At 67.1% G+C, this 24,409-nt stretch carries 20 protein-coding genes, 1 pseudogene and 1 riboswitch; of the genes and pseudogenes, 12 read left to right on the forward strand and 9 right to left on the reverse strand.

Annotation, left to right across the window (positions count from 1 at the left end; translation table 11 throughout):
• Window positions 1-34: 34 nt before the first annotated feature.
• The 4 genes from AAFP30_RS03400 (at window position 35) to AAFP30_RS03415 (ending at window position 3,588) form a co-directional block, all read left to right on the forward strand.
• The gene (locus AAFP30_RS03400) at window positions 35-1,102 is read left to right on the forward strand and encodes a glycerate kinase (RefSeq protein WP_419228412.1); all 1,068 of its coding nucleotides are present in this window, start codon (window positions 35-37) and stop codon (window positions 1,100-1,102) included.
• 27 nt (window positions 1,103-1,129) lie between these two features.
• Entirely contained in the window at window positions 1,130-2,113 is a 984-nt protein-coding gene (gene rarD, locus AAFP30_RS03405) for an EamA family transporter RarD (RefSeq protein ID WP_419228413.1), read from the forward strand.
• Window positions 2,114-2,122: 9 nt separating this feature from the next.
• Window positions 2,123-2,482: a HesB/IscA family protein gene (locus AAFP30_RS03410; protein ID WP_419228414.1), complete on the forward strand. Its 360-nt coding sequence runs from the start codon at window positions 2,123-2,125 to the stop codon at window positions 2,480-2,482.
• Window positions 2,483-2,616: 134 nt separating this feature from the next.
• Window positions 2,617-3,588, forward strand: a complete 972-nt coding sequence (locus tag AAFP30_RS03415) for a carbohydrate kinase family protein (protein ID WP_419228415.1) — start codon at window positions 2,617-2,619, stop codon at window positions 3,586-3,588.
• Window positions 3,589-3,652: 64 nt separating this feature from the next.
• On the opposite strand, the gene asnB is transcribed toward AAFP30_RS03415, so the two are convergent.
• On the reverse strand, window positions 3,653-5,578 hold the full coding sequence (asnB, locus tag AAFP30_RS03420; RefSeq protein WP_419228416.1) for an asparagine synthase (glutamine-hydrolyzing): 1,926 nt from the start codon (window positions 5,576-5,578) through the stop codon (window positions 3,653-3,655).
• Window positions 5,579-5,919: 341 nt separating this feature from the next.
• Between asnB and AAFP30_RS03425 the strand changes: the two genes are divergently transcribed.
• The gene (locus AAFP30_RS03425; protein ID WP_419228659.1) at window positions 5,920-7,002 is read left to right on the forward strand and encodes a cytochrome c oxidase subunit II; all 1,083 of its coding nucleotides are present in this window, start codon (window positions 5,920-5,922) and stop codon (window positions 7,000-7,002) included.
• A complete protein-coding gene (locus AAFP30_RS03430; RefSeq protein WP_419228417.1) occupies window positions 6,999-7,415 on the forward strand; it encodes a cytochrome c oxidase subunit 4 in 417 nt (138 codons plus the stop codon). The genes AAFP30_RS03425 and AAFP30_RS03430 overlap by 4 nt, the downstream gene beginning before the upstream one ends.
• Before the next feature lie 67 nt (window positions 7,416-7,482).
• Here the strand turns inward: AAFP30_RS03430 and AAFP30_RS03435 are convergent, their stop codons facing one another.
• The 5 genes and pseudogenes from AAFP30_RS03435 to AAFP30_RS03455 form a co-directional block, all read right to left on the reverse strand.
• Window positions 7,483-8,976 carry a bifunctional phosphatase PAP2/diacylglycerol kinase family protein gene (locus AAFP30_RS03435; protein ID WP_419228660.1) on the reverse strand — a complete coding sequence of 498 codons (1,494 nt, stop codon included), beginning with the start codon at window positions 8,974-8,976 and terminating at the stop codon, window positions 7,483-7,485.
• 96 nt (window positions 8,977-9,072) lie between these two features.
• Window positions 9,073-10,686, reverse strand: a pseudogene (locus tag AAFP30_RS03440) (cytochrome b); the annotation flags it as partial.
• Entirely contained in the window at window positions 10,683-11,843 is a 1,161-nt protein-coding gene (locus AAFP30_RS03445) for a ubiquinol-cytochrome c reductase iron-sulfur subunit (protein WP_419228418.1), read from the reverse strand. The pseudogene AAFP30_RS03440 and the gene AAFP30_RS03445, both read right to left, overlap by 4 nt.
• A complete protein-coding gene (locus AAFP30_RS03450) occupies window positions 11,840-12,760 on the reverse strand; it encodes a c-type cytochrome (protein ID WP_419228419.1) in 921 nt (306 codons plus the stop codon). Before AAFP30_RS03450 ends, AAFP30_RS03445 begins: the two co-directional genes overlap by 4 nt.
• Before the next feature lie 67 nt (window positions 12,761-12,827).
• Window positions 12,828-13,439: a cytochrome c oxidase subunit 3 gene (locus AAFP30_RS03455; protein WP_419228420.1), complete on the reverse strand. Its 612-nt coding sequence runs from the start codon at window positions 13,437-13,439 to the stop codon at window positions 12,828-12,830.
• Between the two features lie 113 nt (window positions 13,440-13,552).
• Here AAFP30_RS03455 and AAFP30_RS03460 point away from each other — a divergent pair, with 113 nt between their 5' ends.
• Window positions 13,553-14,044 (forward strand): hypothetical protein, encoded by a 492-nt coding sequence (locus AAFP30_RS03460; protein WP_419228421.1) that lies wholly within the window; start codon window positions 13,553-13,555, stop codon window positions 14,042-14,044.
• A 38-nt stretch (window positions 14,045-14,082) separates the two neighbouring features.
• Window positions 14,083-15,168 (forward strand): anthranilate phosphoribosyltransferase, encoded by a 1,086-nt coding sequence (trpD, locus tag AAFP30_RS03465; RefSeq protein WP_419228422.1) that lies wholly within the window; start codon window positions 14,083-14,085, stop codon window positions 15,166-15,168.
• 9 nt (window positions 15,169-15,177) lie between these two features.
• Here the strand turns inward: trpD and AAFP30_RS03470 are convergent, their stop codons facing one another.
• Both AAFP30_RS03470 and AAFP30_RS03475 read right to left on the reverse strand, forming a co-directional pair.
• The gene (locus AAFP30_RS03470) at window positions 15,178-15,456 is read right to left on the reverse strand and encodes an Lrp/AsnC family transcriptional regulator (RefSeq protein ID WP_419228423.1); all 279 of its coding nucleotides are present in this window, start codon (window positions 15,454-15,456) and stop codon (window positions 15,178-15,180) included.
• A gap of 41 nt (window positions 15,457-15,497) precedes the next feature.
• Entirely contained in the window at window positions 15,498-17,252 is a 1,755-nt protein-coding gene (locus AAFP30_RS03475; RefSeq protein ID WP_419228424.1) for a DEDD exonuclease domain-containing protein, read from the reverse strand.
• A 571-nt stretch (window positions 17,253-17,823) separates the two neighbouring features.
• Window positions 17,824-18,005, forward strand: a riboswitch (cyclic di-AMP (ydaO/yuaA leader).
• 14 nt (window positions 18,006-18,019) lie between these two features.
• Here AAFP30_RS03475 and AAFP30_RS03480 point away from each other — a divergent pair.
• From AAFP30_RS03480 to AAFP30_RS03495, 4 genes are all read left to right on the forward strand, one after another.
• Window positions 18,020-18,721, forward strand: a complete 702-nt coding sequence (locus AAFP30_RS03480; RefSeq protein WP_419228425.1) for a C40 family peptidase — start codon at window positions 18,020-18,022, stop codon at window positions 18,719-18,721.
• A gap of 187 nt (window positions 18,722-18,908) precedes the next feature.
• Window positions 18,909-19,925, forward strand: a complete 1,017-nt coding sequence (locus AAFP30_RS03485; protein WP_419228662.1) for a C40 family peptidase — start codon at window positions 18,909-18,911, stop codon at window positions 19,923-19,925.
• A 24-nt stretch (window positions 19,926-19,949) separates the two neighbouring features.
• Window positions 19,950-21,410, forward strand: a complete 1,461-nt coding sequence (locus AAFP30_RS03490; RefSeq protein WP_419228426.1) for a peptidase MA family metallohydrolase — start codon at window positions 19,950-19,952, stop codon at window positions 21,408-21,410.
• A complete protein-coding gene (locus AAFP30_RS03495) occupies window positions 21,410-22,528 on the forward strand; it encodes a glycosyltransferase family 4 protein (RefSeq protein WP_419228427.1) in 1,119 nt (372 codons plus the stop codon). The genes AAFP30_RS03490 and AAFP30_RS03495 overlap by 1 nt, the downstream gene beginning before the upstream one ends.
• 3 nt (window positions 22,529-22,531) lie before the next feature.
• On the opposite strand, the gene AAFP30_RS03500 is transcribed toward AAFP30_RS03495, so the two are convergent.
• Window positions 22,532-24,331 (reverse strand): AMP-dependent synthetase/ligase, encoded by a 1,800-nt coding sequence (locus AAFP30_RS03500; RefSeq protein WP_419228428.1) that lies wholly within the window; start codon window positions 24,329-24,331, stop codon window positions 22,532-22,534.
• Window positions 24,332-24,409: the final 78 nt, after the last annotated feature.

A 24,409-nucleotide genomic window follows, 5' to 3' on the forward strand; every position in this document is an offset into this window, starting at 1 on the left:
GCCGACGTCGCCGGTCCTCCCTATACTTCCGCCCATGCGGGTACTGATCGCGCCGGACTCCTTCGGCGACACACTCTCGGCTGTCGACGCCACCGCCGCCATCGCCCGCGGCTGGGCCCGGGCGCGGCCCGATGACGTGCTGGCACCCGCCCCGCAGTCCGACGGCGGGCCGGGGTTCGTGGACGTCCTCGCCGCGCGGTTCGGCGAGGTCCGCAGCGCGGACGTGGTCGGTCCGTTGGGTGCCGGGGTCACCGCCTCCTGGCTCTATGCGGATCGGGGAGCGGGGCCGACCGGCTACATCGAATGCGCCCAGGCCTGCGGCCTGCATCAGCTCGGGGGCCGCCCGACACCGCGCACCTCGATGTCGGCGGACACCACCGGGGTCGGTCAACTGATCGCGGCCGCACTCGACGACGGTGTCACCACGATCGTCGTCGGACTCGGCGGCTCGGCCACCAGCGACGGCGGTCGCGGCATGATCGACGCGCTCGGCGGACCCGACGCAGCGGCCCGGCGACTCGCCGACGTCACGATCATCGCCGCCTCTGATGTCGAGAACCCGCTGCTCGGTCCGCTCGGGGCGGTCGCGGTGTTCGGACCGCAGAAGGGTGCCGACCCCGACGCGCTGGGGCGGCTCGAGGAACGCATGACGCAGTGGTCGCGGGTGCTCGGCCGACTCGCCGGCCGCGATATCTCCGCAGAACCCGGCGCCGGTGCCGCCGGCGGGCTGGGGGCGGCGCTGCTGGCCCTCGGCGGAAAGCGTGTCTCCGGTGCGACCGTGGTCGCCGAGGCCACCGACCGCGACGCCGACATCGCCGCCGCCGACCTGGTCATCACCGGCGAGGGCAAGTTCGACTCGCAGACGCTGCGCGGCAAGGTGGTGTCCGCGTTGAACGGAGCCGCGCAGGCCGCGGGCATCCCGACCGTTGTCTTCGCCGGACAGGTGGCGCTGAGCGACGAGGAGATCGCGGCTGCCGGTATCCGTTCGGCGCACGCCATCGTCGACGTCGCGGGGTCGGTCGAGGTGGCGATGACCGATGCCGACAATCAACTGACCCGACTCGCCGAGCAGGTGGCGTCCCAATGGGCGTCGACGCAGTGACAGTGGTCCGGTGGTGACCGCAAACCGGTGACCGACAACTTGGACGAGGCGTCGCAACGTCTCGTCGGCGCCGCCTACGCCGTCGGCGCCTACGTTCTCTGGGGTTTCCTACCCCTCTATTTCGTGCTGCTCGAGCCGACCGGGCCATGGGAGGTCGTCGCGTGGCGCGTCCTGCTGTCGCTGGTGTTCTACGTGATCGCGATCCCGATCGTCGGCGGCTGGCCGCGATTGCGGGCGGTGCTGCGGCAGCGCCGATTGGTTCTGTGGACCGGCGTCGCCGGCGTCCTCATCTACCTGAACTGGCAGATCTTCCTCATCGCGACACTCACCGGGCATGTCATCGAGATGAGCCTCGGCTACTTCATCAACCCGATCGTCACCGTGCTGCTCGGCGTCACCGTGTTACGTGAGCACCTGAGTCGCCTGCAGTGGGTGGCCATCGGCCTCGCCGCGGTGGCCGCGGTGGTCATCGTGGTGGGCTACGGCTCCTTTCCATGGCTCGCGCTCGGTGTCGCGTTCTCCTTCGGCTTCTATGGGCTGGTGAAGAAGCACATCGGGCCGTCGGTCGACGTGTTGAGCGGACTCACATTGGAATCGCTGTGGCTCGCACCACTGGCGACCGGGCTCCTGATCGTCGTCGGCGCGACCTCCGGGCTGACGATGGGCAGCGCGGGTGCCGGTCACGCGACCCTGCTCGCGCTGGCCGGGGTGGTGACAGCGGCGCCGCTGATGCTGTTTGCCGCTGGGGCGCGGCGGGTTCCGCTGACCGTGCTGGGCATCGCGCAGTTCATCACGCCGATCATGCAGTTGATCATCGGCGTGTGGGTGCTCGGCGAGCCGATGCCGATCGAGCGATGGATCGGCTTCGCGGTGGTATGGCTCGCGCTCATCGTGCTGACCGCGGACTCTCTGATGGGCAGGAATAGACTCCGACGGGGTACCGTTGAGAACAGCACGTGGTCAGATCGCGGGGAGGATCCTGCGCAACGACCGGCGAGTCGAGATACTTGAGGAGCATCGATGACCGTTCAGAACGAATCCGGAGCTGCCACCGAGACCGGTGTCATTCTGACCGACACGGCCGCGGCCAAGGCCAAGGCCCTGCTCGACCAGGAAGGCCGCGACGATCTGTCGCTGCGCATCGCCGTCCAGCCGGGTGGCTGCGCCGGCCTGCGGTACCAGCTCTTCTTCGACGACCGCAGCCTTGACGGAGATGTCATCTCCGACTTCGGCGGCGTCACCCTCGCGGTGGACCGGATGAGCGCACCCTACGTTCAGGGCGCGACCATCGACTTCGTCGACACCATCGAGAAGCAGGGTTTCACCATCGATAACCCGAACGCGACCGGCAGCTGCGCCTGCGGCGACTCGTTCAACTGACGCCTCCCGCGCGTTCACACACAGTTCTTCCGCTGACCGCATCCCCGACATCCGGGGGTGCGGTCAGCGTTGTCTGACCCCCTGGGTACCGTGAACAGCTGTCCAACCCGCTAGTACCGAAGGGCGAATCCCTCGTGGCAATCGTTGTCTGCGGCTCCATCGCAACCGACCATCTGATGACCTTCCCCGGGAAGTTCTCCGAGCAGCTCCTCGGCGATCACCTCGAGCACATCTCGCTGAGCTTCCTCGTCGAGGATCTGGTGGTGCGACGCGGCGGGGTCGGCGGCAACATCTGCTACGCGATGGGTGAACTGGGCGGCAATCCCGTCCTGGTGGGCGCGGCAGGCGCCGACTTCCACGACTACCGCCAGTGGCTCGAGGCGCACGGCGTCGACTGCCGTGGGGTCCGCACCTCCGACACCCAGCACACCGCCCGCTTCATGTGCACCACCGATCAGACGATGGCACAGCTGGCGACCTTCTACGCCGGTGCGATGAGCGAAGCCCGCGAGATCGCGCTCGCCGACGTCATCGCGCAGACCGGCACCCCCGAGCTCGTCCTGATCGGCGCCGATGACCCCGAGGCGATGCTGCGGCACACCACCGAATGCCGCGAACTGGGCATCCCGTTCGCCGCCGATCCCTCTCAGCAGCTCGCCCGGCTCGACGGTGAGCAGGCGCGCGCCCTGATCGACGGCGCGACCTACCTGTTCACCAACGAATACGAGTGGGGCCTGCTGCAGCAGAAGACCGGACTGAGCGCGGCGCAGGTTGCCGAACTGGTCGGCACCCGGATCACGACGCTCGGCAAGGACGGCGTGGAGATCGTCGAGTCCGACGGCACCCGAACCCACGTCGCGGTGGTGCCGGAAACCGAGAAGGTCGATCCGACCGGCGTCGGCGACGGCTTCCGCGCCGGCTTCCTCACCGCGCTGACCAAGGGCTTCGGCTTCGAACGCGCCGCCCAGGTCGGCTCGATGGTCGCCGTCCTGGTCCTCGAGACCGTCTCCACCCAAGACTGGGCCTGGGACCGCGACCTGGCAATCAAGCGTATCGCGGAAGCCTACGGGGACGACGCAGCAAAAGACATCGCGACGCACCTTTAGCACCCAACGCGCTCAGCTGCTCTCGACGTTCGTGCTGATGGCGTTGGGGGGAGCGTTACGTCCGTTACAGACGCACGGGGTAACTGTGGTCCTCGATGGTGGGCACGATGGTTTTTTCCACGAAGATCCCGTGCCACACCATGAACATCAGTAGTGTCCAGAGCCGGCGGCTGTTGTCGACGACGCCGTCGCGGTGTTCGTTGAGCATCACCAGGATCGCGGCCTTGTTCAGGATGTGATCGGTCTGGGACTTCTCGATGGTGTCGTGGGCCCAGTCGTACATCTCGGGACCCGCGAGCCAGTGACGGATGGGGACGGGGAAGCCGAGCTTCTTGCGGTGCAGCACGTGGGCCGGGACGATCTGCTCGAGTGCCTTGCGCAGCGCGTACTTCGTGGTGTTGTGCGCGATCTTCTCGTCGTAGGGGAGCGTTTCGGCGATCTTGAAGACCTCGGGATCGAGGAACGGCACCCGGAGTTCCAGTGAGTTGGCCATGGTCATCTTGTCGGCCTTGACCAGGATGTCGCCGCGTAGCCAGGTGAACAGGTCGATGTGCTGCATCCGGGCGACCGGGTCGAGGCCTTCCGACATCGCGTAGATCGGTGCGGTGACATCGGTGTGGGTCCACTCGGGGCGGTAATCGCGCAGCACCGCGCGCAGTCGGGCGTCGTCGAAGCTGCGGGCGTTGCCGTAGTAGCGCTCCTCGAGCGTCAGCGATCCGCGGTGCAGCAGGCTCTTGCCGCGGGTGCCCTCCGGGATGCGGTCCGACGCCTTGCCGGCGAGTCGCCGCAGGGCGCGGGGGAGGTGATCGAAGCCGCGCAGCGACAACGGCTCCTTGTAGATGGTGTAGCCGCCGAACAGTTCGTCGGCGCCCTCACCCGAGAGCACCACCTTGACGTGCTTGCGGGCTTCCTTGGCCACGAAATACAACGGGACCAGGGCCGGGTCGGCGACCGGGTCGTCGAGGTACCAGACGATCTCCGGGATCGCGGCGATGAACTCGTCGGGTGTGACGACCTTGACGATGTGTCGCGCACCGATCGCCTCGGCCGACTCGACGGCGACGTCGATCTCCGAATAGCCGTCGCGCTCGAATCCGGTGGTGAAGGTGATCAGGTCCGGATTGTGCCGGATGGCCAGCGCGGCGATCGCGGTCGAGTCGACACCGCCCGACAGGAACGATCCGACGGTGACGTCGGCGCGCATGTGCTTGGCCACCGAGTCGCTCAGCACCGCGGCGATCTCGTCGTAGCGGCGCTGCCGGGTGGCGTCGGTGACCGGGCGAACCCCGAACTGCGGGGTGAAGTAGCGCTGTACCTTTGGTGCCTGACCGGGGCGGATCGTCGCGTGGCAGCCGGACTCGAGTCGTCGGATCGCGGTGTGCAGCGTCTCCGGCTCGGGGACGTACTGCAGCACGGTGTAGTGCTCGATGGCCCGTGGGTCGAGACTCTCGTCCAGGCCGAGGCGGTCGATCAGCTCCAGCAGACTCTTCTTCTCGCTGCCGAAGGCGGTGCCGCCGGGACCGGTCGCGATGAACAGTGGCTTGATGCCGAACGGGTCGCGCGCGACGAACAATGTCCGCTCCTGCGTGTCCCAGAGCGCGAAGGCGAACATGCCGCGCAGCCGGCGGACGGCGTCGGGACCCCAGTAATGGAAGGCCGCGACGATGGCCTCGCCGTCACCCTCGGTGCGGAACTGCGCGTCGACGTCGCGGCGCAGTTCCTCCCGGATCTCCAGGTAGTTGTAGATCTCGCCGTTGAACACCAGCGCGTAGCGCTCCGGGCTCTCCGGCGGACCCCACCGCAGGGGCTGATGGGAGTGCTCGATGTCGATGATCGACAGCCGGTTGAATCCGAGCACCAGATCGTCGTCGTGCCAGGTCCCGGGCTCATCGGGGCCGCGATGGCGCATGCAGTGGGACGCATCGGACACCAGGTCGACAGCGGTGGCCGCCGTTCCGTCCGACGTCAGCAGACCGAGCAGACCACACACCTTGACGAGCCCTCTTTCTCCATGAACACACACGCTTCCAACGGGTCGAGTATGCCTCAGACAGGCCGCGGCGACCGAGTGCGGGCAACGCGGCGCCGCCACTGCAAACCCCAATCACGAAAGCTTCGCCGTGTTGGTCTACGCTGCGTAGTACTAGGTGCAAGAATTGCCTTGGCGCCGGGTGAGAAATGCCCGGGCTTAGGCAAAGAAGGCACTGTGCGGGTCATGTGGCATGGCAACTCGGTCGGCACGGCGTGCCGGTTCCGAGCGAGCGGGAAGGCGTGAAATTGGCACACGGTGGACGGCCGCGGGCGAGACAGCCCCGATCCGCATCGCGGGCGATCAAGCAGGTCGGCGTAGTCGTTGCACTCGGTATCGGTGCGCTGCTCATGTCGGGTTGCGATGCGCGGCAGGCGATGCGCTTCGGCTGGCCGACAGGCGTCACGCCCGAGGCCAAGAAGATGGGCGACCTCTGGACCTGGTCGGTGATCGCGGCGTTGATCATGGGCATCCTGGTGTGGGCCCTGATCTTCTGGACCATCACCTTCCACCGCGCGAACAAGAAGCGCACCGAGCACGACGAGTTCCCGCGGCAGACGGCCTACAACGTCCCGCTCGAGCTGGCGTACACGGCGATCCCGTTCGTCATCATCGCGGTGCTGTTCTACTTCACCGTCATCGTGCAGAACGACGTCGAATCCAAGACCGACGACTCCAAGGTCACCGTGGATGTGACCGCGTTCCAGTGGAACTGGAAGTTCGGTTACAAGAACGTCGAGTTCGCCGACGGCGGCACGTACAACGGTTTCGAGCGGATGGGTAGCCCCTTCGACCTGCAGGTCAGCGAGCGCATCGAGCACGGCGGCGAGGAGATGCCCAAGCCGCTGCCCGCCGGTGGTCGTGACGACGACATCCGTAACTACTTGACCTTCAACAAGATCGAGACGGTCGGTTCGTCGACCGAGGTCCCGATCCTGGTGCTCCCGATCGGCGAGCGTATCCAGTTCGAGATCGCCTCGGCCGACGTCGTGCACTCGTTCTGGGTGCCGGAGTTCCTGTTCAAGCGCGACGTGATGCCGTTCCCCAAGCAGAACCACACCGACAACATCTTCCAGATCTCGAGCATCGATCGACCGGGTGCATTCGTCGGCCGTTGTGCGGAGATGTGCGGCACCTACCACTCGATGATGAACTTCGAGGTCCGTGCCGTGAGCAAGGCGAAGTTCGACAGCTACATCCGTTACCGCGACCAGAACCCCACGGCGACCAACGCCCAGGCGCTGCAAGCGATCTGCGAGGTGCCCACCTCGGTCACCACGGTGCCGTTCGAGACCCGGCGTAAGACCAACGGTGACACGCCGAAGGATCTCGGCGACAGCTTCAACACGTCCCTGCAGAACTGCACGGTGGGAGCAAACGGATGAAAATCGAAGCCCGGATCTTCGAGCTACTGACCGCGTTCTTCTTCCTCGCGGGTATCGCCTACACGCTGTTCACCGTGTTCTCCAGCAAGGGCGTGGAGTGGACCGGCGTGACATGCATGTTCTTCAGCGGTGGTCTGACACTCATCGCCGGCACCTACTTCCGGTTCGTCGCGCGTCGCGTCGAGATCCGTCCGGAGGACTACGAGGACGCCGAGATCGAGGACGGCGCAGGTGAACTGGGCTTCTTCAGCCCGCACTCGTGGTGGCCGGTCCTGCTCGCCTCCGGTGCCGCGATGTTCGCGATCGGCTTCGCGACGGGCAACTTCTGGTTCGCCATCTTCGCCGCGCTGGTGATCATCGGTACCGCTGCCGGGCTGGTGTTCGAATACCACGTCGGGCCCGAAAAGCACTGATCAGCAAGTCTTCTCGACGACGGCCGCATCCGGACTCCGGGTGCGGCCGTCGTCGTACTCGTAGGTCTCAGGACTTCGTGTGTGGCCGGAACACCGGCAGTGCCCGGTAGAGCACCCGGAATGTCGCCTCCTGATAGGAGTCGCCGACCTCACCGTCATGGGCCACCACAATCGGTTCGTCGACGGCGCGGAAGGTGAACTCGGGTACGTGCAGTTCGTGATACAGCGGGGATCGTTCCAGACGCCCAGCGAGCAGTGCACCGGCCAGCCGTAGTCCGGCGAAGCGTGGTCCGTGGTCGAGTATCCGGACATCGAGCAGGCCGTCGTCGATCCGGAGCCGCCGTGACGGTGCGAAACCGGCCGGCAGATAGATCGAGTTGCCGAGGAGGAACAGCGACGTCTCGATGACCTTGCCGTTGGTCTCGATGCGCACCGGCTCGTCGCTGCGGAACGTCGCGACGAGCGCCATGGCGGTGGCAAATGGTCGAGCGAGCTTGTGCTGCAGGCGAGTTCGGGTGCGGACGAAATGCGGGTAGGCGCCGATGCTCGCGGTGTTGAGGATGATCGTGTTGTCGCCGAGCCGCACCAGGTCGATGCGGGTGACGTCACCGTCGCGGATCGCGGCGACCGTGTCGGCCACGGTGGGCACGCCGACGTCGCGGGCGAAGTGGTTGTAGGTGCCGGCCGGAAAGACCGCGAGCGGACGTTCCTGCTCGAAGGCGATGCGGGCGGCGGTGGCCACGGTCCCGTCGCCGCCGCCGACGGCGAGCACCTCGGCGCGCGACGCCGCGTCACGCAGCAGTTGCTCGACGGAGTCGTCGGGGGAGGTCTCGACGATCTCGGCGTCCGGCAATTCTCGGCGGATCTCGTCGATGACGCGGCGACCGGTGCCGTCGCCGGATTCCGGATTCACCACGACCACCACGCCAGCGCCGGTGGGTCGAGCCGTTGTGGGCACCGTCGTCGCTTCGGCGACCGCGATCGAGTGCTGGTGGATCGGTGGCACCAATCGGGCTCCCAGCACGGCGATGCTGGACCCGATGGCGAATCCGGCGAGCACATCACCCGGGTAGTGGGCACCGGTCGCCACCCGCGACAGTCCGACCAGCCCGGCGAGGCCGCCGAGGACCAGTCCGGTGGGGGCATGCTCGAGGCCTGCACCGACCGCGAATGCGGCGGCGCTCGCCGAGTGTCCCGACGGCAGCGAGTTCGACGTGGGTTGTCGTCGGGAGCGTCGCTCGAACGGTACCGACCCGACTGCGGGACGGGCACGATTGCGGAATCGCTTGGCGACCTGGTTGGTGACCAGGCTGGTGACGGCGAGGGTGGCGAGTCCACGGGCGGCACCCCGCTGGGCCGCCGGTTTACCCGACATCGCCATGCCCGCGGCAATCGCCATCCACAGCTTCGAGTGATCGGCGGCGCGCGTCAGGGTGGGCATCGTCGCGTCGAGGCCGGGGCTGGGGGAGCGGGCGATGCTGTCGAAGATCTCCGCGTCGAGGTGACCGAGTCCCTGGGTGATCTGCCGCAGCGTGGTCCAGCGTGTTTGATTGCTAGTCATCACCGTCGATCCTAATCGGCTATCGACAGACGAAACCGGCCTCCCCCACAACCGAATTCGGGTGGGGGGGGGGGGGTTTGGGGGGGGGGGGTAGGCGAGGGGGTTGGCGCCCTTGGCCTGCAACTCGCGCAGGGCCTGCTGTTCGGCACGTTCGTTCACGTGATCCTGCTCGACGTTGCGGACCTGCTCCTCCGGCGGGTCTGCGACCAGGATCGAACCGGTACCCGGGGCACCCGCAGAACCGAGCTTGTTCATGCGCTTCGGCAGGGCTGCACCCTCGTAGGGGAGCGGGATCGGGTGGCCGTGGCTGTCGACCGGGCCGAGGGGCTGGTGCACCTCGATGTACTCGCCCTGCGGCAGCCGCTTGATGATGCCGGTCTCGATGCCGTGTGCGAGCACCTCACGGTCGCTGCGCTGCAGGGCCAGCGCCCAGCGGTAGGCGATGAAGTAGGCCAGCGGCGGCACGACGATCAGCCCGATACGGCCCATCCACGTCGTCGCGTTCAGCGATATGTGGAACTTGTACGCGATGATGTCGTTCATGCAGGACAACGTGAGGATCACGTAGAACGACAGGGCCATCGCGCCGATCGCGGTACGGACCGGGGTGTCGCGCGGCCGTTGCAGCAGGTTGTGGTGCGCGTCGTCGCCGGTCAGGCGTTTCTCGATCCACGGGTAGGAGAACATCAGACCGAACATGATCGTGATGATCACGACGACCCAGAAGATGGCCGGGATCGTGTAGTTACCCAGGTAGAGCTCCCACGGTGGCATCAGACGGGCCAGGCCGTCGGTCCACATCATGTAGATGTCGGGCTGCGAACCCGCCGACACGTGCGCCGGGTTGTACGGGCCGATCACCCACACCGGGTTGATCTGGAAGATGCCGGCCATGATGCCCAGCACGCCGGTGGTGATGGCGAAGAATGCGCCCGACTTCACCGCGAACACCGGGAGGATGCGCACGCCGACGACGTTCTTCTCGGTGCGGCCGGGGCCGGGGAACTGGGTGTGCTTCTGGTACCAGACCAGCGCGAGGTGCGCGCCGATCAGCGCCAGGATGATGCCCGGGAACAGCAGGATGTGCATGACGTACAGGCGCGGGATGATGATGTCGCCCGGGAACTGGCCACCGAACAGCGCCCAGTGAATCCAGGTACCGATCAACGGGATGCCCAGCACGATGCCGCTCATCGCGGCGCGGACGCCGGTGCCCGAGAGCAGGTCGTCGGGGAGCGAGTAGCCGAAGAAGCCCTCGAACATCGCCAGGATCAGCAGCAGGCAGCCGATGATCCAGTTGGCCTCACGCGGACGACGGAACGCACCGGTGAAGAAGATGCGCATCATGTGGATGATGATCGACGCCGCGAACAGCAGTGCCGCCCAGTGGTGGATCTGCCGGACGAAGAGCCCGCCGCGTACCTCGAACGAGATGTTCAGGGTGGTCTCGTAGGCGCGGGTCATCATCACGCCGTTGAGTGGCTGGTAGGCGCCGTCGTAGATGACCTCACTCATCGACGGGTCGAAGAACAAGGTCAGGTAGACACCGGAGACCAGCAGGATGATGAAGCTGTAGAGCGCGATCTCACCCAGCAGGAACGACCAGTGGGTGGGGAACACCTTGTTGATCTGTCGGCGGATGCCCGGAGACAGGTGGTAACGAGAGTCGAGCTCCTCGCCCTGCTTGGCAAGACGGTCGGCCATGGTCATGATCTACGCTCCCAGAATGCCGGTCCGACGGGTTCGATGAAGTCACCTGCGGCAACCATGTACCCCTGATTGTTCACCGTGATCGGCAGCTGTGCCAGTGCGCGCGCGGCCGGACCGAAGACGGGCTTGGCGAACTCGAGAGCATTGAACTGCGACTGGTGGCACGGGCAGAGGATGCGATTGGTGCGCTGCTCGTACAGCGAGGTCGGGCAGCCGAGGTGGCTGCACACCTTGGTGTAGGCGAAATAGTCGCCGTAGTTGAAGCTCTCCTGACCCTTGCGCTTGATGGCGCGGGCGGCGTCCTCGGGACGCAGACGGATGAGCATCACCGGGTTGCTGACGTAGCGCAGCCCCTCGATCAGCTTGTGCCGCGACTCCTCGGTCTCGCCATAGCCGTCGGAGACGCGCCACGGGAACACCGTCTCCATTGCGCCGGAGTCGAGGTCCTCGGGCCGGACCAATGCGACCTGCAGCGGGTTGCCGGTGTCGCGGCGCAGGAACACGGTTTCGTTCGGGTCGTCGGCCGGGTTGTAGATCGGCGACCACCCGGTGTGCCACAGCGGAGCATCTTCGCGTTGCGCCCACGGGTTCTTGATGAATCCGCCCAGGCCGGCGATCAGGCCGGTGAAGGCGAAGGCACCCAGACCGAAGGCGGCCGAGCCGATGATCATCTTGCGGCGCGGCAGCGTCGAGGTGACCAGCGAATCGTTGAGTTCGGCGACGATGGTCTTCTTGTCGGCTTCCGACGAGCCGCCGTCGTGGCGGTCCTGCACGGAGATCTCCGACGGGATGAACTTCTTGGTGAAGAGCACCATGCCGATGCCGATCGAGAGCACCGACAGACCGAACGTCACACCCAGCAGGGGAGTGTTGAGCGTGTAGCGCCAGTAGTCGACCGAATCCGGGAGCGCGAACTCCCAGTGATTCCAGATGAAGATGACGAAGCAGGCCAGCGCGGAGATACCCGCGATGGTGAACCAGATCGCGACCTGCCGCTCGGCACGCTTCTCGACGCCGGAACCCGGCTCGGGGAAGCGCTCGGCACGGTGGATGATCTCCACGCCGTCGAGGTTCGTTCCGAGCTTGACCAGGTCTTCCTTGCTCATCTGGTCGAGCTCGTCCTGCGACGGAACGTCGTTCCCGCCGGTTGCACTCATGCCCGTGATCCCATCCACATCGCACCGGCGACGATCGCCACGACTCCGATAACCCACATCACCATGCCCTCGCTGACCGGGCCGAAGCCGCCCAGTCCGAGACCGCCCTGCGGCTTGGATTCGGTGACGTACTTGATGAAGCCGATGATGTCCTTCTTCTCGTCGAGCGTGAGCTGACGGTTGGAGAACTTCGGCATGTTCTGCGGCCCGGTGAGCATCGCGGTGTAGATCTGCTGCTCCTTGACGTGGTCGAGGACCGGGGCGTACTTACCCGACGACAACGCACCGCCACGACCGGTGAAGTTGTGGCAGGACGCGCAGTTCAGGCGGAACAGCTCGCTGCCGCGACCGAGGTTCTTGCCACGCAACGACTCCTGCGCGAGGACGGGGAGACCGTCCTCCATCTTCACCGAGCCGTCGGCGTTGCGCTCGTAGATGACCTGCGGTCCGCCACCCTGGGACTGCACGAAGGCACCGAGCTGGTCGATCTGTGCCTGGGTGAACTTCGGGGGCTTGCGCTGGGCCTGGGCCTCACCGCGGGCGGCGGGCATACGGCCGGTCGAGACCTGGAAGTAGACGGCGGCATCGCCGACGCCGAGCAATCCCGGACCACGGTCGGCCACACCCTGCAGGTTGGCGCCGTGGCAGGTGATGCAGGAGGTCTCGTAGAGCTTCTTGCCGTCGGCGATGAGCGCGGCATTGGATTCGTCGGCGACGGCGACCTGCGGCTTGGGCGTCAGGATCGACGCCAGCACACCGGCGGTCAGCAGACCGACGAGCAGCAGCAGGGTTCCACTGGCCCGACGACGGAGCTTGCGTCGCGACTTCGCCTTACGTGCCGACTGCGCGGTGGGCGCGGCGGTGGTGCCGGCCTGGCCGTCGTCGCTATCCGACGATCGCGGTGGAGATGAACTCATCTGTGACTCTCTACTAAGCGGACGGACTGTTTGCTGTTGTGCAGGAGGGTCATCCCGGAGGGGATGACTACCTGATGAAGTAGATGGTGACGAACAGGCCGATCCACACGATGTCGACGAAGTGCCAGTAGTACGACACCACGATCGCGGCGGTGGCCTGTGCCGGAGTGAACTTGGAGAGTTTGGTCCGGATCAGCAGGAAGATGAAGGCCACGAGACCGCCGATGACGTGCAGACCGTGGAAGCCGGTGGCCATGTAGAACACCGAGCCGTAAGCGCTCGAGGAGATCGTCGTGCCCTCGTGCACCAGGTGGTAGTACTCGTAGGCCTGGCCGGCGACGAAGAACGAACCCATGAAGAAGGTCAGCAGATACCAGCGACGCAGACCGAAGACGTCGCCGCGCTCGGCGGCGAACACACCCATCTGGCAGGTCACCGACGACAAGATCAGGACCGTGGTCACCGGGATCGCCAGGTACAGGTTCAGTTCGGTCGGCTCTGGTGGCCACCCGATCGCAGAATTGGCTCGCGCGACGAAGTACATCGCGAAGAGGCCAGCGAAGAACATGAGCTCACTGGACAGCCACACGATGGTGCCGACGCTGACCATGTTGGGGCGGTTCAGCGAGTGCACGCGCGAGGTGATGGCTGTCCCTGAAGTACCTACCGCGCTAGTCACAAAGTGAAGTATGACGGTTCGTAGTAAGCGCTGACCACTCGGGGCCGATATTCGTCCGAACTATTTCTCTTATCGCTGGTTAAGGCCGGTCACACGGCTCTTTTCGGCGTGTCATGGGACGTGCTTTGCTGGTGGGTGTGGAGCGACGAGATCTCAATGGCCGGCCCCAGGAGCGGGGTCGCTGGGCCCGGTTGCGTGATCGGGTGGCGGGCCGCGCCGAGGACGCCCCGCTCGAGGTCGTCGAGGACGGCCTGATCGTCGTCGCCGAATCCGTCGACGAGGCCGCGGCGTCGTCGACGGTGCTCGACGCCTCGCGGTGGCGGGCGGAGGAGGAGGTCGTCGTCCGGCACGTCCTGGTGCTGCCGGCGGCGCGGGGGGCCGAGGCGATCGCCACGGCCGGTCTCGACGAGTATCGGGCGGTGGATTCGACGACGTACCCGCTGACCGGTGCCGTCGCCGAGCCGGACCGCACGACGGTGGTGCTGGCCCGGGTGCAACTGCTCGACGCCATGCACCTGTCGCAGGAACGGTCGCGGATGGCCAGCCTCGGTTCCCGGCACGGCGGGGCGGCGATCGGCTGGCAGGTGTTGCAGCGCCCGGGTTGAGTCGTTCGACGACGATGTCGCGCACTACTGTTTGTGCCGTGAGCACCCCCGAAGAATCGACGACCGCTGATTCGGCGACCTACACCTGGCCGCAGATCCTCGGGCGCGTCACCGACCGCATCGATCTCAGTGTGGACGAGGCGGCGTGGGCGATGAACGAGATCATGAGCGACGCCGCGACCGGCGCGCAGATCGCCGCCTTCGGTGTCGGCGTCAAGATGAAGGGCGCCGCACCGGCCGAGCTGCGCGGCCTGGCCGCCGCGATGCTCGACCACGCCACACTGGTCGACGTGTCGCGCCCCGCGGTCGACGTCGTCGGCACCGGTGGTGACCGGTCGCACACGGTGAACATCTCCACCATGACCTCGATCGTGATCGCCGCGGCCGGGGTGCCGGTGGTCAAGCACGGGAACCGGGCGGCGTCGTCGAAGAGTGGCGGGGCCGACGTGCTCGAGGCGCTCGGCGTCAACATCACTCTCGGCGCGCCTGCGGTCGCGCGGTGTGTGGAGGAACTCGGCATCGGTTTCTGCTTCGCCCCGGTCTTTCATCCCGCGTTCCGGTTCACCGGCCCGCCGCGCAGCCAGATCGGTATCCCGACGGTCTTCAATGTGCTCGGGCCGCTGACCAACCCGGCGCGTCCGAACCGCGGGTTGATCGGCTGCGCGTTCGTGGACCTCGCCCCGGTGCTGGCACAGGCGTTCGCCGACCGCGGCAGTGCGGTGCTGATCGTCCGCGGCGACGACGGTCTCGACGAGCTGACAACCACGACCACCTCGACCGTCTGGCAGGTCGTCGACGGACAGGTGCACCAACTCAGCCTGGATCCCGCCGACCTGGGTATCGAGCGGGTGCAGCTCTCGGCCCTGCAGGGCGGCGACGCGGCGGCGAACGCGGTCATCGCCCGCGACCTGTTCGCCGGTACGCCCGGCCCGGTCCGCGACGCGGTGCTGCTGAATGCGGCCGGCGCGATCGTCGCATTCGAACAGAGCGCGGTGCTGACGTCGGCGCAACTCACCGACGCCATGCGCGACGCGATGAGTCGCGCCGCCGCGGTGCTCGACGACGGCTCGGCGGCCGCGCTGCTCGACCGTTGGGGCGCCCTGAGCAACTCGCTGGCCGGTTAGCGGCTCCTCTTACTCCTCGCCGATGGAGAACCCGCCCTCGACGTCCGAGCGTGAGTAGCTGCGGAACGCGATGTGGGTGGCGCTGTGCCGCACACCCGGCAGCCGGTTGATCTTGCCGGTGACCACCTCGGCGATCTCCTCGTGGTCGCGCACCTTGATCTTGGCGATCAGATCGACGTCGCCGGCGCACGAGTAGACCTCTGAGACACCCGCGATGTCGGCGACGGCCTGCGCGGTCTCCGGGATCTGATGAACGTCGGCGTGGATCAGGACGATGGCGGTGATCATGGTTGACACAGTAGTGCTGCGGTCGCGTGCCGACCGGTGCCTCACCCCGCGCGGCGCGGCTCGCGTGCCGAACGGGCCGCGGCCGACCAGTCCAGGCGACGTTCGGCACTCGATGCGGGCAGCGCGAGCCCCTCGGTCGTCGCGACGATCCGCACGTGTGGTTCCTGAATCCATCGATAGAGCAGTCCCGCCTCCTCGACGGGGGCACCGCGCAACGGCCCCTCTCCAGGCAGCACGGTCTCCCCGGAGGCGACGAGCAGGTCGACGACGGGCATCGGGGCGACACCCCGCCGGGCGACACCCGCACTCGCCAGCCGTCCGTGCCGGATCACCGCGAACTCCCAACCGCCCGCACCGTCCGGGTGGGCGACGACGAGCTCGGCGATCGTGCACAACGCGGCCAGCCGCTGGCAGCGAGCCAGCGTGTCGATGGTCGATGAGATCCGATCCCGTTGGCGCGCAGCACTTTCGAACATCTGCGCGTCGGATAGGTGGTGCAGTCGGGCGGTCAGGGTGTCGATCACCGTATCGGAGTCGCCGGCGAAGAGATCGCGGACCGCGGTGACCCGCGGCAGGTAGTCGGGCAGCGTCAGCGGCCGGTCGGACGCGGCGTGGCAACCGCCGATCCGCGGGCCGCCCACGTCCTCCGACCGGCACCAGTGGTGCGTCGCGCGTCCCAATCGTGTTGTGCAACTGCGCAACCCGGCGGCCTGACCGATGAGGTCGGCGATGGTGGCGGCCGTCGTCCGGTTGCCGATCGGTCCGAGTGACACCTCGCCGGGCGTGCGACTGATCTTCAGTCGTCCGAATCGTTCTGGCGTCAGCACGATCCACCACCCGCGATGGGGCTGGGTGGACCGGCGGTTGTAGGCCGGGGCGTGCGCGGCCAGCAGTCGCAGCTCGCGGACGCCTGCCTCGAGGGCGTGGGCGCACTCGACGTGGTCGACGCGGACGGCGAGCATGACCATCTCGGCCATGCGCGGCCGCGGATCGTTGCCGGTGAAGTACGACATCACCCGGCGACGCAGATCACTCGCGGTGCCCACATAGAGCACCTCGTCGGACGGGCCGCGGAAGAGATACACCCCGGGCCGGGTCGGGAGGTGTTCGGCCATGCTCCGTTTGGCCCGCAGGCGGGGAGACGACCGGGGGAGATAGGCGGTGAGCTCACGGAAGGTGCCGACACCCTGATTGCCGACCCGCTCGAGCAGACAGTGGAACACCTCGACGGTGGCGCGGGCGTCGTCGAGCGCACGGTGGGTGGGTCGCACGGACACATGGAAGAGGTCGGCCAGGACCGAGAGCTTCACCGACGGCGCTTCGTCGCGGGTGAGGATGCGCCTGGCCATGGTGACGGTGCACAGGCTCACGGTGAATGGCCAGTCGATATCCAGACGAGCAGCGTTCTGGCGCAGGAACCCCATATCGAAGCGGGCGTTGTGCGCGACGAGGATGGCGCCGCGCGCGAACTCGACGAATGCCGGCAGCACCGCACCGATCCGCGGAGCGTCGTACACCATCGCCTCGGTGATGCCGGTCAGTGTGACGATCTGCGGGGGAATGCGACAGCCCGGGTCGACGAGGGTGGCGAACTCGCCGATCACCTCGCCGCCGCGGATCTTCACCGCACCGATCTCGGTGATCCGGTCCTCGGTGGGGCTGCCGCCGGTGGTTTCGAGGTCGACGACGACGAGGGTGGTGTCGAACAGGGAGCGGTCCGAATAGTCGTCGCCGCCGTCGTCGAGGTCGGCGAAGGTGAGTTGCCCACCGGGCGGGCTGAGGGTGCTGCTGGCCACGGTGCGAACACTAGTTCGACGGTCCGACAGTGACTGGTGTGACACCCGGGAAAGCTGTGACAAACGGAATTGTCGGTGGGTGGTTCTAGTGTCCGGGGCATGTGAGACGCAGGTCCGATTCACCAGGTCGGACCGCGGCGACATACCCGACCGCAGGCAAATGAGATGGAGATCACAAATGTATATCGACTGCCAGTCCTGCCCGGCCCGTCCGCTCGCCTGTGACGGGTGCATGATGCAGACCTTGTTTGGTGCCCCTAACTGCGACGATGGCCGTTCTTCAGAGTATGGAAAGACCCCTGCCGCACCCGCTGGACCGGATGCCGAAATCGACGCTGCGATCGATGTATTCGCTTCTGCTGCAATGATCTCCAATTCCGCTGCACTATCTGCAAGAAATGGGAAAACCACACGTCAGGGCGGCGCTGCGGGGAAATCTCTGCGAATTCTGCGAGCCGGCTGAAAAGTGGGTCGTTCGTCCCTATTCCGGGACCGGTGGACAGACCCGCATCCGGTTTCGTAACCTTTCCGAGACCTTTGCAGAGCGTCCCGCTCCGACCGGAGTGGTCTGGATAGGTCACCGCTCAATCGCCCTCACGGGCGAACCGGGGAACCATCTTTTTCGGAGCAATCCGATGGGGGTGAATCGTGCCTGCCCACAGCCGTGTCTTCACGGTAGCGGAGCAGAAACGTAGGGCCATTCTTCCGGCCCGAACCCGACAGCTAACTCGGTAGGCGGTAGCGGGAGAACAAGGAGAACTAGCTTCGTGGCCAAACATCGTTTGGAACAGCCCAACCGCGGCAGCAAGGTGGCCAAGCGTGCAGTGGTCGCCGGCTCGATCACCGTCGGTTCGCTGGCCGCTGTCGCCGGACCGGCGCTTGCTGCGCCGGTGCATGTGCCGAATATCGGAACTTTCGAACTGCCTGGGGTCGATACCAAGCAGATCCCCCAGCAGTTCCAGCAGCCCAAGGGCCCGGCCGTGAAGTCGTCACCGGCCGCCAAGACCTCGCCGGGCGCCACCGTCGAGATCCCGAACCTGGGTTCCTTCACCGTGCCGGGCCTGAACAACAACCAGATCCCGGACCAGTTCAAGCCCAAGGGCGGCGCCGGTCTCTTCGGCAAGCGCACCGTTGCCCAGAAGGCCGTCAGCATCGCGGAGAGCAAGATCGGCGCCCCGTACTCGTACGGCTCGGCCGGACCGAACGCCTTCGACTGCTCGGGTCTCGTCTACTACTCGTACAAGCAGGCCGGCAAGACCATCCCGCGCGACAGCTACGGACAGCTCGGCGGGGGCCGCGGTGTCTCGCTCGCCGACGCCAAGCCCGGCGACGTACTGATCTTCAACGGCGGCAGCCACGCAGGCATGTACATCGGCGGCGGTCGCTTCGTGCACGCCTCCACCTACGGTGTCCCGGTCCAGAAGGACTCCGTCAAGAACTGGAACGTCACCGCCGTCCGGCGTTACTGAGTAACCCGATAGGGTGAGCGTTGTGTTGGGGCGGATCACGCGAACGGCGTGATCCGCCCGAACAGTCTTTCGGCCGATGCCGGGCGTGGGGGAAAGCGGTGGAGGAGTAGTGAAGTCCGTGGTATCCGGATGGTGGACCGATGGTTGGCGGTCCGGACGTAGGTGGTCTGGGCGGTCGGTCCCGGCGATGTTCGCCGCCGCCGGGTTGGCCGGCGTCGTCGTGGCCGGACAGCTCGGGCCGGCGGCTCCCGTCGCCACTGCCGCCCCGGTCCGCAGCGCCGACCAATTGCTCGTCCAGTACCGGAAACTGAGCACCGACGCCGAGAAGTCGGCCGAGGCGATGCACAACGCGCAGATCGAGTACAACAAGCAGCGGGGCATCGTCGCCAGGGCCCGTGCGTCGTCGACCGCGGCCGCGGCCACGCTGACCGCCACCCAGAAACGCCTCGACGCCTACCAGAACCGGGTCGACTCGGTGGTTCGCGCCAGCTACAAGGGCGCCCGGGTCAATCGGCTCTACGCCGTGCTCACCAGCGACTCCCCGCAGTCACTGCTCGATCAGATGTCGGGCCTCGAGGTCGTCTCACGTCAGGCCGCCGCGGATCTGAAGGGTCTCAAGGCCGCTCGCGCGAAGACGACGGCGGCCAAGGCCGCCGCCGATCAGACCGCCGACGAGGCCACCACCGCCGTCGCCGCCGCGGAGAAGACCCGGGGCGAACTCCAGGCCAAGCAGGCCAACCTGCAACTGCAGGCGATCCGCATCCGGGCGATCTACGGCTCCATGACCGGCAAGCAGCTGGCCGCACTCGCCGGCCCCCGCTTCGACTTCGACCCGCGAATCGTGCCGCGCGGCACCGCACCCGAGCTGGTTGCGGTGCAGGCCGCGCTGACGCGCATCGGCGACCCGTACGTCTGGGGCGCCACCGGCCCGAGTTCGTTCGACTGCTCCGGCCTCATGGTGTGGGCCTACAAGCAGGCAGGCCGTACCCTGCCGCGTTCCAGCGAGGCGCAGAACGGCGCCGGAACGTCGGTGGCGCGCAACGATCTACGGCCCGGCGACCTGATCATCTACTACCCGGACGCCCATCATGTCGGTATGTACGTCGGCGACGGTTACGTCATCCACGCCTCCACCTTCGGGGTACCGGTCAAGGTCGTCCCGATCGACGAGGCGGGACCCTTCAACTCGGCACGCCGGTACTGACTGGTGCGTGTCCGACTCACCGCGGTGAGCTCACTGTTGCTGGTCGCCACCGTCGCGGTCGGCTGCGCGCAGGACGATGCGTCACCTGCGCCGTCGGTGAGTTCGACGACCGTGGCGAGCGCGACGACCGCGCCCAATGTCTACGAGGAACAGCGCACCGCGGGGGTCCAGACTGCGCTCGACGCCTTCGGCAAGGCGATGGTGAGCGGCGACACCGCGCGTCTCGACCAACTCGTCGACGACGCCGCGACCCCCGCATTCCGCCAGCGTGTGCAGACCGGGGCCACCAACCTGTCGCGCGCGGGGGTGATTGCCGATCCGGCGCCCCCGCCACCATCTCCCGCACCGTCCACTTCCGGCGCCCCGTCCACCTCTGGCGCCCCGTCGGCCTCGGCCGCCGCCGAGCCGTCACCGGTGCGCGGTCACCGATTGCAGCTCAAGGAGTTCCGCTACCAGCTGGCGCCCACCGAGGAAGCCGAGACACTCGTGCCGCCGCAACTCCAGCGCCGCCTCGACGCGCAGGGCAGCTCCGATTCCTGGGTGGCGCCGGTGGAATTGCACTATGCCCTCGGCGGTTCCGCGCTGCCCGGCGTCGACGAGCCGGAAATCGTGCTGGCCACCCAATTCGTGATGGCGCGCTACGGCGACGACTGGACGGTCGTCGGTGACGCGGCGGCGATCGGCGGCACTCCGGCACCGATCACGGTGTGGGACTTCCCCGGACTGGCCGCCGACGACGTCCGCACCGCGGGCGGGGAGTCGGTGATCACCTCGTACCCGGGCACCGCCACCACGGTGGCCCATCTGCGCAACCTGCTGCCGGGGGCGGTGGCGTCGGTCTCCGCCTTCTGGGGCGACGACTGGCCGCGGCGCGCAGTTGTGGTGGCCACCGACCGGCCGGCCGAATTCCGCGGTCTGGCAGCCAGTTCCGCCACCGACATCACCGGTGCGGCGGCCGCGACGGTGTTCTCCCGGGTCGATACCGAGCACCACACCGCGATCGGCCAGCGGATCGTGCTCACCCCGAGCGCGGGCGATCTGCCCGAACCGGCGCTCGGCGTGGTGCTGCGCCATGAACTGACCCACGTCGCGGCCCGATCGGTGACCTCCTCCTCGGCACCCCTGTGGATCACCGAGGGCGTCGCCGAATACGTCGGCCGAACCGGCACCTACACCCGATTCGATGACGCCGCACCGGATCTCGCCGCAGAGATCCGCGCGCAGAACCTCCCGACCGCGCTGCCCGCCGACGGTGAGTTCGCCGTCGATTCGGAGCAGGCGCGCCTGGCCTACCAGTCGGCGTGGTCGGTGGCCGCCTATGTGGCGGAGCGGTATGGGGAGGACGGGCTCAAGAAGCTCTACACGGGCGTCGCCGCCGGTGGCGACACGAAGCGTCAGGACGCCGCCATCACCGAGGTCACCGGTCGCACCCGGGCGCAATTCGTCGCCGACTGGCGTGCCTGGCTCACCAAGCAGGTGCAGTGATGCGTCGAACACTGTTGCTCACCAACGACTTTCCGCCGCGACCCGGCGGTATCCAGTCGTATCTGCAGAACCTGATCGACCTGCTCCCGCCCGAGGACGTCGTCGTGTATGCGCCGCGCTGGCGTGGCTGTGCGGAGTTCGACGCCGCGGTGCCCTACACCGTGGTACGGCACCGGACAACGCTGATGCTGCCGACTCCGTTCGTCGCGCGGCGCGCCGCGAAAATCATCAAGGCACACCAGATCGAGACGGTGTGGTTCGGGGCGGCGGCGCCGCTGGCGGTGCTGGCGCCGGCGATGCGGCGCGCGGGTGCGTCGCGGGTCATCGCGAGCACCCACGGCCATGAGGTCGGTTGGTCGATGCTGCCGATCGCCCGTCAGGTTCTCGGCTACATCGGTGCCCACGTCGACGTCATCACCTTCGTCAGCCGGTACACGCGTGGTCGGTTCGCCTCGGCGTTCGGCGCCGGCGCCGCCCTCGAATACCTGCCGCCCGGCGTCGACACCGAACGGTTCCGGCCGGATCTCCCAGCGCGCGAACGTATTCGGGAACGCCACGGACTCGGTGATCGTCCGGTGGTGCTGTGCCTGTCCCGGCTGGTGCCGCGCAAGGGGCAGGACGTCCTCATCCGCGCGCTGCCGCTGATCCGACGCGAGATCGGCGACGTGACGCTGCTGATCGTCGGCGGCGGCCCCTATGCCGAGAAGCTGCGTGAACTGGCCCGCACCACGGGCATGGCCGACCACGTCATCTTCACCGGATCGGTTCCGTCCGACGAACTTCCGGCGTACCACAACGTCGCCGACGTGTTCGCGATGCCGGCCCGTACCCGCGGCCGCGGCCTCGACGTCGAGGGCCTGGGCATCGTCTACCTCGAGGCGTCGGCCTGCGGTGTCCCGGTGGTGGCCGGACAATCCGGCGGCGCACCGGAAACCGTGCAGGAAGGCGTCACCGGCACCGTCGTCGACGGCACCGACATCGATGCGGTCGCCTTCGCGGTCACCGGCATCCTCGCCGACCGGGCCGCGGCCGCCGAGTTGGGCCGCCACGGCCGCGAGTACGCGGTCGACTCCTGGCAGTGGCGGCACATGGCCGCGCGGCTGCGGCAGTTGCTCTGAGGCTCATTTCTGGTAGATGGCCTCGATGTCGTCGCCGAACTTGTCCACCACCACGTTGCGCTTGACCTTCAGGGTCGGCGTCATCTCGCCGGTCTCCTCGGTGAAGTCGTCGGGCAGGATGCGGAACTTCTTGATCGACTCGGCGTGCGAGACAGTCTTGTTCGCCTCGTCGACGGCCGACTGGACCTCGGCGAGCAGCTGGTCGTCGTCACGGAGATCAGCGACCGTCGCGTCGGTCGGCTTGCCGTTGCGTTCCTTCCACGCCGGGAAGGCCTCGGGGTCGATGGTGATCAGCGCGGCGATGAACGGCTTGGCGTCACCGACCACCAGTGCTTGGGAGACAAGCGCATTCGCACGAATCACATCCTCGAGACCGGCCGGTGAGACGTTCTTGCCGCCGGCGGTGACGATGAGCTCCTTCTTGCGGCCGGTGATGGTGATGAAGCCGTCGGCATCGACCTTGCCGAGGTCACCGGTGTGGAACCACTCGTCCTCGAGCGCCGAGGCACTTGCCTCTTCGTTGCGCCAATACTCGGCGAACACCACGCCACCCTTGAGCATGATCTCGCCGTCCTCGGCGACCCGAACACTGTTGCCGGGCAATGGCTTTCCGACGGTGCCGACTTTCACTGCGCCGGGGGTGTTCACCGCGATCGCGGCGGTCGTCTCGGTCAGGCCGTAGCCCTCGTACACCGGGATACCGACCCCGCGGAAGAAGTGGCCCAGACGCGCGCCGAGGGGGGCGCCGCCGGAGATCGCGCATTCGCATTCGCCGCCGAGCGCCGCCCGCAATTTGCTGTACACCAGCCGATCGAAGAGCGCGTGACGGGCCTTGAGCAGCAGCCCCACCGAACCCTTCTCGTTCGCCGTCGAATACTCCACCGCGGTGGAGGCGGCGAGATCGAAGATCCGGCCCTTGCCGCCGTCGTGCGCGCCCTGACGTGCGGTGTTGTAGACCTTCTCGAACACCCGCGGCACCGACAGGATCAGCGACGGCTTGAAGTTCGCGAACTCGGGGACGAGGTTCCTGGTGTCCCCGTAGAAGCCGATCTCGACGCCGGCCTCCATGGCGACCAGGGTGATCGCGCGGGCCAGTACGTGGGCCAACGGCAGGAACATCAGCATCCGCTTGTCGGGCCCGAGCAGGGTCCGCATGTTGCTGGCCAGCACGCCCTGGATCTCGGAGAGCATGTTGGCGTGGGTGAGTTCGACACCCTTCGGCCGACCGGTGGTGCCCGAGGTGTAGATGAGGGTCGCCGGATCGGCCGCGCCAACGCCGGCGCGTCGCGCGGCCACCTCGTCGTCGCCGATGTCGGCACCGGCCGCGGTCAGCGCAGCCACCGCACCGCCGGGACCGGCGGCGTCGATCTGGTACACCTTCACCGCGGACAGTCCCTCGACGGTCTCGAATGTGGTGCGGTGCGCAGCGGTTTCGACGACGATGACCTGTGCCGCGGAGTCCTCCATGATCCATTCGATCTGCGGGCCCGACGACGATTCGTAGATGGGCACCGGCACACCGCCTGCGGACCAGATGGCGAAATCGATGAGCGACCACTCGAGGCGGGTGCCCGACAGGATGGCCACGCGGTCGCCGGGTTGCACCCCTGCGGCGATGAAACCCTTGGCCAGCTTGGTCACCTGGTCGACGAAGTCGGCCGCGCGCATCGGCACCCAGTCCGACCCCTGCTTGCGGCGGACGATGGTCTTGTCCGGGTTCTTTTCGGCGAGTCCGAAGATGATGTCGGTGCAATTGGCGTTCGCGGGGATGGAGAAGTGTGCGGGAACGCTGAACTCGCTCATCTAGTGACCTTTCGCCGGATGTGTCAGGTGCGATGGTAGACCTTGCGGTCCGAACCGAAGCGGCCTCTGCCAGGTCCG

This window comes from Gordonia sp. CPCC 205515, from assembly GCF_048537925.1.
Taxonomy (GTDB): domain Bacteria; phylum Actinomycetota; class Actinomycetes; order Mycobacteriales; family Mycobacteriaceae; genus Gordonia.

Bases quoted from the DNA above. Each gene is read 5' to 3' on its own strand.
- AAFP30_RS03400 (WP_419228412.1), top strand. From the start codon at position 35: ATGCGGGTACTGATCGCGCCGGACTCCTTCGGCGACACACTCTCGGCT.
- AAFP30_RS03410 (WP_419228414.1), top strand. From the start codon at position 2,123: ATGACCGTTCAGAACGAATCCGGAGCTGCCACCGAGACCGGTGTCATT.
- AAFP30_RS03430 (WP_419228417.1), top strand. From the start codon at position 6,999: ATGAAAATCGAAGCCCGGATCTTCGAGCTACTGACCGCGTTCTTCTTC.
- AAFP30_RS03435 (WP_419228660.1), bottom strand. From the start codon at position 8,976: ATGACTAGCAATCAAACACGCTGGACCACGCTGCGGCAGATCACCCAG.
- AAFP30_RS03445 (WP_419228418.1), bottom strand. From the start codon at position 11,843: ATGAGTGCAACCGGCGGGAACGACGTTCCGTCGCAGGACGAGCTCGAC.
- AAFP30_RS03450 (WP_419228419.1), bottom strand. From the start codon at position 12,760: ATGAGTTCATCTCCACCGCGATCGTCGGATAGCGACGACGGCCAGGCC.
- AAFP30_RS03460 (WP_419228421.1), top strand. From the start codon at position 13,553: ATGGGACGTGCTTTGCTGGTGGGTGTGGAGCGACGAGATCTCAATGGC.
- AAFP30_RS03470 (WP_419228423.1), bottom strand. From the start codon at position 15,456: ATGATCACCGCCATCGTCCTGATCCACGCCGACGTTCATCAGATCCCG.
- AAFP30_RS03485 (WP_419228662.1), top strand. From the start codon at position 18,909: ATGTTCGCCGCCGCCGGGTTGGCCGGCGTCGTCGTGGCCGGACAGCTC.
- AAFP30_RS03495 (WP_419228427.1), top strand. From the start codon at position 21,410: ATGCGTCGAACACTGTTGCTCACCAACGACTTTCCGCCGCGACCCGGC.
- AAFP30_RS03500 (WP_419228428.1), bottom strand. From the start codon at position 24,331: ATGAGCGAGTTCAGCGTTCCCGCACACTTCTCCATCCCCGCGAACGCC.